Raw genomic sequence first — 12,733 nt, forward strand, 5'->3', positions numbered from 1 at the left:
AAACCATATCATGAAAACGTATTGGTGGCAGGATAAAATTGATGATTATCAGCAATGGCACAGCCTGCACGTCAGAGTTAATCCACAGAGTGTAACCTCCGGTGCCCCTGAACTGCTCAGCGGACATAATAGCCGTATACAGTTGCAATTACGGGGCTATCCGCTTTTTTGGGCCACCGTTTTACACAACCACAGCGGTGTCTGGCTGATCCATAACCGGGACCACCCTGACCAAAACAACCTGTTGTCCCCAATCCGTTCACATACGGTGGAACAAATGGCGGCAACATCGTCTGATACACGCACGCCGCAATGGTGCCGCTATTTTGCCCGCGACCTTCTTGAGCGTCCTTCTCCGTTACTGTCCGCCGGGGAATGGCTGCTGCGCCCGATGAATGCAGTTCCGCCTGCTGCACCTTACTCTTGCAATATTCCTCAAACCGTAAAAGAGTGGCGCTTCCGCTCGCCGGTAAGTAACGATCACAGCGGGGCTGACTGGATGTTATACAGTGAAGACCTGCCGGATCTGCAATCGCCTGCGCAGGTTACGCTTGTCGATTGGTGGTTCGGCGGTTATCTGTTACTACCCCGCTATCCGGTTGATCCGCAAAGCAGCAGACTGAAATACTGGCGTAAAACTGCCCGTGAAGGGAAATTACCGCCGGTGCTGGTCTGGTATATCAGCGGCCTCGCCTCTTATCTTATCCTTGACGGGCACTTGCGGCTTCAGGCGGCATTTGATGAATCAGTGCCGCCTTCATTTATTGTACTGAGCCAATATCATGAATCACATTATGAACCGGGTCCGGAAGCGATTGATAAAATACAACGGGCATTGCAGCACCAAATAAACCGTAGTCCCGGCAAGCCTGATATTGACAGCATAAATCAGAGACTGATCAGTCTTTATCAGACCCGCTACGGACTACACTACAGCCTCAGCCGTGCTGTATTAGGGAACAGTTCAAAATGGGAAGATGCTGTTTCTGACTATTTGCGCCGTCATCAGGCACAACAATGGCTCCCTGCTATTTTGCAACGGACAGAAGAGGTTATCTGATCCCGCGTAATCAGATAAATCTGCTTTGAATATTTTTTGTACACGCCAGAATACGGGTATTCCCCCCCTCACCTCACACGAAAGAATATATACCCTGAATAATAAGGAATACCTATGCTCAGACTTACCCGTCCGCTTTTTGCCTCACTTTTGTTTTTATTTTCAGCCACCACATTCGCTGCGGTTGACACCAAACCGGCACCGTCTGAAACAATTGCGCCCGCAGATTTAGACCTGGTATTTGTTCTGGATAAAAGCGGATCTATGTCCGGGTTTGAACAGGATACTATCGGCGGCTATAACTCCGTGCTGGCAGAAAACCGGAAAAAAAGCGGCAATATTTACGTCACCACTGTTTTATTCAACCAGGAAAACAGCACATTACATAACCGTGAACCTATCAGTAAAGTTAAAAACCTGACCCCGGATGATTATTCTGTCGGCGGTAATACCGCATTATTCGATGCCGTTGGTCAGACAATCGAAAAAACCCGTGAAACCCGCAAAATCACAAAAAATAACAACGTATTATTTGTCATTATTACTGACGGTGAAGAAAACAGCAGTCAGAAATACAGCCAGTCAAAAATTAAATCGATGATTAATTCTGCGGAAAAAGAAGATAAATGGGATTTTATTTTCCTGGGTGCCAATATTGATGCTATTTCAGAAGCCGGTAATATCGGTATTAAAAGCGATAACGCCACAGGTTATGTGCAGGATAAAAAAGGTTACGATAAAGCCTATGAAGCTGTAAATAAAGCAGTTTCCGTTAAACAGCAATCCAAGCCGATTACAGGCGAATGGAAAGCGGAAGTCGAACAGGATAACAGCGAGCGTAGTAAGAAATAACAGTTTACCTCTTATATATTCACAAAAACAGTACAGTTCGCTGTGCTGTTTTATTTTCTCATCCCGCAGGCTTTATTTCCTCCGCCCCCCTCTGATAATGAACATTAAATGAGTTAAATTCAGCCGGATTAATTTAATACTTTAGCTATAGTTATGTGTAATTACCATAATGAGGCGTAATCATGTTTAAAAAATCTGTTCTTATCCTTGCACTGTTACCTGTTTTTAGTTTATCCGTACAAGCGGCTGATGGCTCAAATAAAATAACCATAGGTGAGATTGCAGATCCACAGACGTTTCCGGCAGATCATCCGGACCCGAATAAAAAAGCACAAGCAAAATCAGACTCCGATATTGCCATCGGTAATAGCTCTTATGCCGACGGAAGCGCTGATGGTCAGAGTGGTGCACCTGCGATGGCTATCGGAAATGCGGCTGTTGCGACCGGTGAAGGTTCTGTCGCGCTGGGCAGTAAAGCGGTATCAGAAGGTATGGGTGGCGTTGCTATCGGAGATGCCGCGAAACAGAAAAATGGCGGGATAAGTATCGGGTCTAATGCGAATGCTGGTATCGGAGGTGATGGTCCATTCCCGGGAATGGAGATAAATAATAGTGTTGCAATCGGCAATACAGCAAAAGTTGTTAATGGCGCAAAAGATTCTGTTGCGCTGGGAGCAAATTCTGTTGCTGGTATAGAAGCAACACAAAAAGTACGTTTTCTGGCTGAAGATGCTCGTGCCGCTCAAAATGTAGGTGATGTTTCTCTTGGCAGTAAATCTGCCGACCCGCAAAATGAACCCGATACATTCCGTCGGATAACCAATGTCGCGGGTGGCGCGGAAGATACAGATGCCGCCAATATTGCACAGTTATCTGTGGTCGACGATAAAGCCGTTACTGCAAAAAACACCGCTGATGCTGCTGATGCCAAAGCTGTTACTGCAAAAAACACCGCTGATGCTGCCGATGCCAAAGCAGTTACTGCCAAAAACACCGCTGATGCTGCCGATGCCAAAGCTGGTGTTGCTGACGCCAAAGCAGTTGATGCAAAAAATACAGCCGTAACAGCAAATACCACGGCAATTGATGCCAGAAATACCGCATTTACCGCCAACACCACCGCCCAAAAAGCGAATGTGACGGCAAATAATGCGTTTAACCTGGCAACACATAACTCTGCACGTATTGATAAACTGGAACTGCGTTATGACGAACTGGATGACAAAATGCAGCGCGGTTTTGCTATGTCTGCCGCTACAGCCAACCTGTTCCAACCTTATAATGTCGGCAAATTTAACCTGAGTGCGGCAGTCGGCGGATTTAATTCTGAGAACGCACTGGCGGTCGGCAGCGGCTACCGGTTTAATGAGAATGTTGCCGTTAAAGCCAGCCTTGCCACCTCAACCTCTCAGGGCGGGGATGTGATGTACGGCGCGGGTATGAATCTGGAATGGTAAACAGCAGGAATGGTAACTGAATAGTAAATCCCCGGCTGTCAGGCCGGGGATTTTATTTTGGTTATGACCTTCTTTTGGTTATGTCGTTTTATGGCGGCGCAGCCAGATCAGTTTATAAGCTGCCGGAATAATAAACATTGATAATAATGGTGCAGTTATCATGCCGCCAATCATCGGTGCGGCTATCCGGCTCATCACTTCTGAACCTGACCCCGTTCCCCATAATATCGGCAGTAAGCCTGCAATAATCACCGCCACTGTCATTGCTTTCGGTCTGACGCGCAGCACCGCACCGTGATAGAGAGCATCATCCAGACCTTCACGGGTGAATGTCGCCGGGTTGGTCAGTTTAGGGTCAGCTTCTATGGCATGGCGCAGATACATCAGCATCACCACACCAAATTCTGCTGCAACGCCCGCAAGAGCAATAAATCCGGTGCCGGTTGCAACAGATAAATGGAACCCCTGCCAGTACAGGAACCAGATCCCGCCGATCAGGGCAAACGGCATACTCAGCAGAATAAGCAACGCTTCATCTAACCGTCTGAAGGCAAGATACAGCAGGATGAAAATAATCATCAGCGTCATCGGTACCATCAGCATCAGTTTCTGATTTGCCCGCTCCAGTAATTCAAACTGACCGGAAAATGACACGCTGGTTCCCGGGCGCAGTTTCACGTCCTTCTCAATAGCCTGGCGCAAATCATTCACCACCGAAACCATATCGCGCCCGCGGGCATCAATATAGATCCAGCTTGCCGGACGTGCATTTTCTGTTTTCAGCATTGACGGGCCGGAAGACACTCGGATCTCTGCAAGGTCACCGAGCGTTATCTGCTGATTCTGTGGTGTCAGTACCGGCAGTTCACGCAAGGCCTGCGGGCTGTCACGCAATGCCTGCGGGTAGCGCAGGCCTATCGGATAACGCGCCACACCCTCCACGGTTTCCCCCACCATAGCCCCGCCGGTTGCCGATGATACAAACAACTGGACATCACTGACAGTCATTCCATAACGTGCTGCTTTTTCACGGTTTATCACCACATCGATATAACGTCCGCCCTCAAGCCGCTCGGCAAGCGCCGACACAACACCCGGAACCGTTCTGGCGACAACTTCAATATCCGACGCTGTTGCATCAATGTCGGCTAACACTGTACCGGAGACTTTAATACCAATCGGACTTTTTATCCCGGTGGATAACATATCAATGCGGTTACGGATAGGCGGAACCCACAGATTAGCTAATCCCGGCAGACGTACGGTTGCATCCAGCTCCTCAATGATTTTATCCAGCGTCATTCCTTCACGCCATTCTTCCTGCGGCTTCAGCTGAATGGTTGTTTCTATCATTTCCAGCGGCGCAGAATCGGTTGCGGTTTCCGCTTTTCCTGCTTTACCGAATACCGTTGCCACTTCAGGCACAGTGCGGATCAGTTTATCCGTGGTCTGTAACAGCGCGGTTGCCTGTGCCGGAGAGACACCCGGCAATGTGGACGGCATATACAGTAAATCACCCTCATTAATTTTCGGTAAAAATTCCCCGCCTATCCGGCTGAGCGGCCACATCACAGTGAAAAGTGTCAATACCGCCACCAGCAAGGTCAGCTTCGGCCGGTGCAGCACTTTCAGTAATAACGGGTGATAGATGCGGATCAGGAAACGGTTCAGCGGATTTTTGTTTTCAGCCGGAATTTTACCGCGTATCCAGTAACCCATCAGGATAGGGATAACAAAAATCGCCAGCGCCGCAGCGCCTGCCATGGCATAGGTTTTGGTAAATGCCAGCGGTCCGAACAGACGCCCTTCCTGACCTTCAAGGGTAAAGATTGGAATAAATGATAATGTAATAATCAGCAGGCTGATAAATAACGCAGGACCCACTTCAACAGAGGCCTCCGTGATCACCTGCCAGCGCGTTTTATTATCAAGTGGTGTGTCCGGATGCTGATGTCCCCACTCTTCCAGGCGTTTGTGTGCATTTTCTATCATCACAATTGCCGCATCCACCATCGCGCCGACCGCAATGGCTATCCCTCCCAGCGACATAATGTTGGCGTTCAGCCCCTGGAAATGCATGACGATAAACGCGATAAATAATCCCAGCGGCAATGAAATAATCGCCACCAGTGCAGAGCGAAGATGCCACAGGAACAGTGCACACACCACGGCAACCACCAGAAACTCTTCCAGCAGTTTAAAGGTCAGATTTTCAATAGCGCGGTCAATCAACTGGCTGCGATCATAAGTCGTGACGATTTCAACGCCTTCCGGCAGACTGCTTTTCAGTGCTTCAAGCTTGGCTTTGACCGCTGAAATTACGTCACGGGCATTTTCACCGGAACGCAAAATCACTATCCCGCCCGCAACTTCGCCTTCACCATCAAGCTCGGCTATGCCACGGCGCATTTCAGGCCCTATCTGCACAGTCGCCACATCGCGCAGATACACCGGCACACCATTCGCATCCGCTTTCAGGACTATCTGATTAAAATCATCCTCAGATTGCAGATAGCCGGTGGCCCGCACCATATATTCCGCTTCTGCCAGTTCAAGGGAGGATCCCCCGGCTTCCTGGTTTGAGGCGGAAAGCTGCTGCTTCACCGTCGCAAGGCTGATGCCGTACTGCGCCAGTTTCTGCGGATCCACCACAATTTGGTACTGTTTTACCACGCCGCCGACAGACGCGACTTCCGCCACATTTGGTATGGTTTTCAGTTCATATTTCAGGAACCAGTCCTGCAATGCGCGTAAATCCGCCAGATCCTGTTTTCCGCTGCGATCAACCAGCGCATATTCAAAAATCCAGCCGATACCGGTGGCATCCGGGCCTATCTCCGCACTGACACCGGCGGGCAGTTTTCCCTGAATCTGATTAAGATATTCCAGCACACGGGAGCGCGCCCAATAAAGGTCGGTTCCGTCTTCAAAAATGACATAAACATAAGAGGCACCAAACTGTGAGAATCCACGGACTGTTTTCGCCCCGGGGACAGACAGCATGGTAGTTGTCAGCGGATAAGTCACCTGATTTTCAACCAGTTGCGGTGCTTGTCCGGGATACGTGGTTTTGATAATAACCTGCACATCAGACAGGTCCGGCAGTGCATCCACCGGGGTTTTGGCAATAGTCCACGCGCCCCATAAGGTCAGAAACAGTACACCGAACATCACCAGAAAGCGGTTGGCGACCGAGCGCCGGATAATCCATTCAATCATGACCGCCTCCCTGATGCCCTGAGTGCGGGGAAGTATCACGCATCCGTTCCAGCGCACCATTAATATTGGCTTCGGAATCAATCAGGAACAGTCCGTTAACCACCACTTTTTCCCCTTCACTCAGTTCATTACCAATCCCGGTGTCACCCTGAGATTCGCGCAGAACAGTAATCTTTTTCGGTACAAACTTCCCGTTTTCATCCTGAGTTATCACCCGTTGCTCACTGCCGGTATCAATCACCGCCCGCGACGGAATAAGCAGCATATCGCCGCTCTTTGCCGTTAATGTGAGATACGCATTCATGCTGGGTTTAAGTAATTCCTCCGGGTTTTCAACCTGTAAACGCAACTGAAGTGTGCGGCTGACCGGATCAGCCCCCGCCAGCAGGTCGCGCCGGGTGATTTTGAAGGTTTTATCCGGCTGAGACGGTACTGAAAGGCGCAAGTCTGCCTGTTTATCCAGCAGATAGGCGAGAGATTCCGGCACCGCTACAGTCAGCCAGATGGGATCAATTCCCTGAATTTTGGCAACAATATTTTCTTTGCCGATATTCATCCCGGTTTTCAGATCAAACGCAGTCAGAACACCGTCAATCGGCGCAGTGATTGTAAACCGGGTCTGAATTTCCCGTTTTTGCTGCAACTGCCGGATATGATTTTCCGGCATTCCGGCCAGACGCAGGCGCTCCAGCACACCGCGAAGCTGTACTGCGGTTGCGCCGGTTTCTCTGAGCAGAAGATATTCACTCTGCGCCTCAACCCACTCAGGTACAGTGATTTCAATCAGCGGCATGCCTTTGCGTACGCGGTCACCGGTGGTCAGCGGGGATACTTTTTCAATAAATCCCCCGGCGCGGGCCTGGACAATGACAAACTGATAATCATTAAACATCACATTTGCCGGAAACGTGCGGGTATAATCCAGGGTTCCGCGACGAACCTGCGCCGTTTTTAACCCGAGATTTTGCTGCTGAACCGGGTCTATCCGCACGCCGTTACCTGTTCCTCCGCCCTCTTCATCCGCATATTTGGGCACCAGATCCATATCCATAAACGGGGATTTACCCGGCTTATCAAATTTGGCATCCGGTTTCATCGGATCATACCAAAAGAGGACTTTCCGCTCCGGCGCCTGAACGGCGGTATCACTCTGTACAGAAGTGAAATACGGTGAGATCCCGATTGCCACGGCGCCGCCGATAATCAAGCTGCTGATTATCACCGCGCTGTATTTTAATGTTGCAGATGCCATGTCCGTTCCCCGGAAATAGCCGGTGAATTACCGGACTGAGATTGACTGAAGAAGGGAAATATTTTCCTGCTGAATGAATGTGAAGCTGACTTTGTCACCTTCTTTCAGATCCGTAAATTGCGGTGAGTCTTCTGTGTAGGTAAAGCGCATCCGCATCGCGGGCCAGCCAAGTGATGCGATAGCATCATGATCTATCGTGATTTTTTTGTTCTCCGCATCAATGCCCCGGACAGTACCGACGGCGTCGGTAACCGGCTGCGATACCGGAGATGCAGATGCAGATGCAGATGCAGATACATTGTGATGTGTTTCATTGGCGGACGCAGGCAGTGAGAATGCAGCCATGCCCGCCACTAATGTGACGATGAGAGATAGACGCATAATAAGTATCCTTATTTTAATATACCCTTATTCATTCAAACTGCAGGTTCGTTGGCTACATCTTAAATGACGTTGGGTATAATGTTGATGATCAGGCTTTCCATCCACCGCCCAATGCGGCAAACAGGGTAATTTCATTTATTTTTTGGTTGTACTTCAGTGTGGCTAGGGTTTGCCGCGTGGTCAGCAGTGCCCGTTGCGCATCCAGCACATCGAGATAACTGCTCTGCCCGCGGGCAAAAAGAAACTGTGCACGCTGCAATGTAATATCCAGTGATGCGGCGTACCTGGTCTGTGCCGCTATCTGTTGTGTAAGACTGTCCCGCAACGCCAGTGCATCCGCGACTTCTTTAAAGGCGTTCTGAATGCGCTGCTCATAGATAACCACCGCTTTTTCCTGTCGGATCTCCGCAAGCGCCAGGTTGGCGCTGTTACGCCCGCCGTTAAATAGCGGAATGGTGATTTTCGGAATAAAGCGCCAGATGCCGGTGGCGGCATCAAGCACAGAAGCGAGGTTACTGCTGCTGCCGGAGATATCACCGGTCAGCGAAACAGACGGGAAAAATGCCGCTCGGGCTGCACCAATATTGGCATTTGCTGCCAGCAAAAGGTGTTCGGCTTCGGTAATATCCGGTCGTTGCAGTAAAATATCTGACGGGAGATTAGCCGGTAAGTTAACTTCCGGGGAAACCAGTGCAACAGCCGGATTTGCCGGTAATAACGGACGGTAATCACCTGATACCCGCTGCAACGCATTGGCGGCCTGTTTCAGCTCACCCTCACGCGCGGCAATATCCGCCTGTGCGCTTTCCGTTTGTCCGCGGGCTTGCTCCAGCGCGAGTACATTGCTGTTTCCGGTCACCAGACGACGCTCAATAAACCGGTAAGACTGCACATAGTAGTTCAGGCTTTCGCGACTGATAGCAAGCTGCTCTGTGGCAAGGTGATACTGGTAATAACTCTGCATTGCAGTGCTTATCAGCAGGATCTGCGCGGTTCGCTGCGCTTCCTGTGTGGCAAGAAAGTTTTGCTGATCAGCATCACTCAGGTTCTGTAAACGCCCCCAGAAATCCGGCTCAAAGCTCAGTGAAAAACCGGTTTCATAACTGTCTTGCGTCCGTTTTTCGCCGGTAAACCCGCCTTGTGACGTGGCACTGAGGTTACCATTTACCTGCGGTAATTGGTCTGCCCGCGTCACACCATATTTTTCACGGGCTTCACGGACATTGAGTATCGCCGTTTTTAAATCCGCATTCGTGCGCAGTGTCTGCTCAATCAGTGCCGTGGCCGCAGGATTGGCAAAAAACTGACGCCAGCCCGGATCGGTATAATCACCGGTGCTGACCAGCCCGTTCTGCGCACGGGAAAATTGCTGAGGAACCGCGAGTGCCGGACGCTGATAATCCGGCGCAAATGACACGCAGCCGGTCAGAACAAAAAAGGTACTCAGTGAGATATATTTTAAAATCCGCATACTGTCCGGTCCGCCGGTTATTAACGTAATAGCCGCAGTGTACCGAGGAGATTCTGTTTACTGAGTGACAGAAAAATGACGAAATTGTCATTTTAGGTAACGGACGTTGATCTCATGATTTTGCGCATTAAAATGGCTGTCATCGCTCACGGAACAGGAATGAATGTGAAAATTTTAATCATCGAAGATGAAAGCAAAACAGGCGAATACCTGAAAAAAGGATTGTCAGAGGCCGGTTTTATTGTCGATCTGACCGATAATGGTCTGACCGGGTATCATCTTGCACTGACGGCCGATTATGACCTGATTGTGCTGGATATTATGCTGCCTGATGTCAACGGCTGGGAAATCATCCGTATGCTCAGAGCCGCAAATAAAGGCATGCCGGTGTTACTGCTCTCTGCACTCGGCACCATCGAACACCGCGTCAAAGGTCTTGAGTTGGGTGCGGACGACTATCTGGTCAAACCCTTTGCATTTGCTGAATTATTGGCACGGGTCAGAACCCTGCTGCGCCGGGGAACCGCGATTATTGCCGAAAGTGAATTCCGGATCGCTGACCTGATGATGGATCGCGCGTCACGCAAAGTGACCCGCAGCGGTGAGCGGATCACGCTGACCAGTAAAGAATTTTCACTGCTTGAATTTTTTCTGCGCCATCAGGGGGAAGTTCTGCCGCGTGCCCTTATCGCCTCTCAGGTCTGGGATATGAATTTTGACAGTGATACCAATGTGATTGATGTGGCGGTCAAACGTCTGCGTGCCAAAATTGACCAGGATTTTGAGCCGAAACTGATCCACACCATCCGCAGTGTTGGTTATGTCCTTGAGATCCCCGATGATAAAAAATAAGTCCTGCCGCCCCTTTTCCCTTGCCACCCGGCTGACCTTTTTTATCAGCCTGGCAACAGTGACCGCCTTTGTCGCATTCACCTGGATAATGCTTCATTCCGTGGAGAAACATTTTGCCCAGCAGGATGACAGCGATTTGCGGCAAATCAGCGCTACTGTCCACAGTATTCTTCAGGACAACAGTGAATCCGCATATCAGCGGCTCAGCACACTGAGTTCAGTACTGAATAATTACCCGAATATTGCGGCGGTCTTGCTTGATAAAAACAATAAGATCCTGTTTCAATCACAAAACGGACCTGATTTTAATACCATTATTAACTCTCCGGCGTTCAGTCAGAAATCATACGATGACCGTGTATTCCGCTGGGAAAAAGAAAATGACCCGACCGCCTACCGTATTCTTATCACCCCGGCCGGGGCGCACTATACATTACTTATTTCACTCTCAATCAATTTCCATCTGCATTACATTGATGAACTTAAACGTAATTTAATGATGACCGCATCCGCCATCAGTATGCTGATTGTCATCATTGTCTTATTTGCGGTTTATACCGGGCATCAGCCGTTGCGCAGTGTCAGTGATAAAATTAAAAATATTACCTCTGAAGATTTAACTGTTCGCCTGGATCCGGAAAATGTGCCGATTGAACTGGCACAATTAGTTATTTCGTTTAACCATATGCTCGGCCGAATAGAAGATGTCTTTACCCGACAGGCTAATTTTTCTGCGGATATTGCTCATGAAATACGCACACCTATTACGAATTTACTGACACAAACAGAAATTGCATTAAGTCAGCCGCGCACCACAAAAGAGCTGGAAGATATTCTGGAGTCCGGCATGGAAGAGTATCACCGGCTGGCTAAAATGGTGACTGATATGCTTTTTCTGGCGCAGGCTGATAATAATCAGCTTATCCCGGAGCAATCACTGTTGAATTTACACACGGAAGCTATGAAGGTGATTGATTATTACGATATCGTCGCCGAAGAGCAGGGAATTTCATTAATGCTGACGGGCGAGCCTGCATATATTAATGGTGATTCAGTGATGATCCGCCGTGTTATTAATAATTTACTCTCTAATGCTGTCCGCTATACCCCGCCGGAAGGCACCATCATTATTGCGATAAAAGAAGAAGATAATCTTATTACGCTGATGGTAAAAAACCCCGGAACGCCGATTTCAGCAGAGCATCTTCCCCGTCTGTTTGACCGGTTGTACCGTATAGACCCCGCAAGACGACGTAATGGTGAAGGCAGCGGCATCGGGCTGGCGATTGTCAAATCCATTGTGACCGCACATCACGGCAGAATACAGGCTGAATCTGATGAAGATTCCACCCGGTTTATTATTTCATTCCCCGTTATTACTGTCATCGTTCCGCCAACGAACCTGCAGTTTGAATAAATAAGGGTAGATACCCAACGTCATTCGAGATGCAGGAAGGCGGCAAGCTCCGACCGCCGGGGAGCATACATTAGTATGTGACCCGACGGGCTGAGTGCAGCCAACGAACCTGCAGTTTGAATGAATAAGGGTATATGACAAACATGTCATTATTCCGTCACCCCTGCAACAGAACCTGTTTTATATAATCATCCCATCGAACACAGTTTACCAACTAAACTAACTTTCATGGAGATATATGATGAAAAGCATTATGAAAACATTATTAACCACTACTGCATTAATGATGGTATTTTCCGGCGCAGCCACTGCTGCCACACAAAATACCACCAACTTCAATCAGATGAATGAGCATGAAAAAGCCGTGGTTGCGCACGATATGATGAATAACGGACGTTCCGGTGCGCACCAGGTAATGAGCAGTGACCATAAGAATAAAATATCGGCTGAACAAAAAGCATCTGAAAATACCGTTACCGGTTTTTCACAGATGAATGAACATAAGCAGGCTGCCGTCGCACATGACATGATGAATAACGGCCGTTCCGGGCAACATCAGGTCATCAGTAATAAACATAACCAGCTTGCCGGTGATAAAGCAAATACCACCGCAAATAACGGTACGGCGACACTCTTTTCACAAATGAGTCAGCAGGAAAGAGCCGCTGTTTCCCGCGATATGATGAATAACGGGCGCTCCGGTCCGCATCAGTTACTTGCTGAACAACACCGCAGACAGAGTTAATTTCTTATTTCCTTATTTCCTTAT

The 12,733-nt window shown here is 49.0% G+C and carries 10 protein-coding genes; 6 read left to right on the forward strand and 4 right to left on the reverse strand.

Going from position 1 to position 12,733, the window contains the following annotated elements:
* Positions 1–10 precede the first annotated feature (10 nt).
* The 3 genes from AYY17_RS01305 (at position 11) to AYY17_RS20930 (ending at position 3,369) form a co-directional block, all read left to right on the forward strand.
* Positions 11–1,060 carry a hypothetical protein gene (locus AYY17_RS01305; RefSeq protein WP_067420642.1) on the forward strand — a complete coding sequence of 350 codons (1,050 nt, stop codon included), beginning with the start codon at positions 11–13 and terminating at the stop codon, positions 1,058–1,060.
* 114 nt (positions 1,061–1,174) lie between these two features.
* Complete coding sequence (locus AYY17_RS01310) at positions 1,175–1,912, forward strand: vWA domain-containing protein (protein ID WP_067420644.1); 738 nt, start codon at positions 1,175–1,177, stop codon at positions 1,910–1,912.
* Positions 1,913–2,094: 182 nt separating this feature from the next.
* A complete protein-coding gene (locus tag AYY17_RS20930; RefSeq protein ID WP_082981217.1) occupies positions 2,095–3,369 on the forward strand; it encodes a YadA-like family protein in 1,275 nt (424 codons plus the stop codon).
* A 78-nt stretch (positions 3,370–3,447) separates the two neighbouring features.
* Here AYY17_RS20930 and AYY17_RS01320 read toward each other — a convergent pair whose 3' ends face one another.
* The 4 genes from AYY17_RS01320 to AYY17_RS01335 form a co-directional block, all read right to left on the reverse strand.
* Positions 3,448–6,588, reverse strand: a complete 3,141-nt coding sequence (locus AYY17_RS01320; protein WP_067420646.1) for a CusA/CzcA family heavy metal efflux RND transporter — start codon at positions 6,586–6,588, stop codon at positions 3,448–3,450.
* Positions 6,581–7,840 (reverse strand): efflux RND transporter periplasmic adaptor subunit, encoded by a 1,260-nt coding sequence (locus tag AYY17_RS01325; RefSeq protein ID WP_067420648.1) that lies wholly within the window; start codon positions 7,838–7,840, stop codon positions 6,581–6,583. Before AYY17_RS01325 ends, AYY17_RS01320 begins: the two co-directional genes overlap by 8 nt.
* Before the next feature lie 27 nt (positions 7,841–7,867).
* The gene (locus AYY17_RS01330; RefSeq protein ID WP_067420650.1) at positions 7,868–8,221 is read right to left on the reverse strand and encodes a copper-binding protein; all 354 of its coding nucleotides are present in this window, start codon (positions 8,219–8,221) and stop codon (positions 7,868–7,870) included.
* Positions 8,222–8,312: 91 nt separating this feature from the next.
* Positions 8,313–9,695, reverse strand: a complete 1,383-nt coding sequence (locus AYY17_RS01335; RefSeq protein WP_067420652.1) for a Cu(I)/Ag(I) efflux RND transporter outer membrane protein — start codon at positions 9,693–9,695, stop codon at positions 8,313–8,315.
* Positions 9,696–9,860: 165 nt separating this feature from the next.
* Here AYY17_RS01335 and AYY17_RS01340 point away from each other — a divergent pair, with 165 nt between their 5' ends.
* The 3 genes from AYY17_RS01340 (at position 9,861) to AYY17_RS01350 (ending at position 12,709) form a co-directional block, all read left to right on the forward strand.
* Positions 9,861–10,547, forward strand: coding sequence for a copper/silver response regulator transcription factor (locus AYY17_RS01340; RefSeq protein WP_067362891.1), 687 nt, complete (start codon positions 9,861–9,863; stop codon positions 10,545–10,547).
* The gene (locus tag AYY17_RS01345) at positions 10,534–11,964 is read left to right on the forward strand and encodes a Cu(+)/Ag(+) sensor histidine kinase (RefSeq protein ID WP_067420654.1); all 1,431 of its coding nucleotides are present in this window, start codon (positions 10,534–10,536) and stop codon (positions 11,962–11,964) included. The genes AYY17_RS01340 and AYY17_RS01345 overlap by 14 nt, the downstream gene beginning before the upstream one ends.
* Positions 11,965–12,202: 238 nt before the next feature.
* The gene (locus AYY17_RS01350) at positions 12,203–12,709 is read left to right on the forward strand and encodes a hypothetical protein (protein ID WP_162271084.1); all 507 of its coding nucleotides are present in this window, start codon (positions 12,203–12,205) and stop codon (positions 12,707–12,709) included.
* The last annotated feature ends 24 nt before the right edge of the window (positions 12,710–12,733 follow it).

It is taken from the genome of Morganella psychrotolerans (assembly GCF_001676055.1).
In the GTDB taxonomy this organism is placed as follows: Bacteria; Pseudomonadota; Gammaproteobacteria; order Enterobacterales; family Enterobacteriaceae; genus Morganella; species Morganella psychrotolerans_B.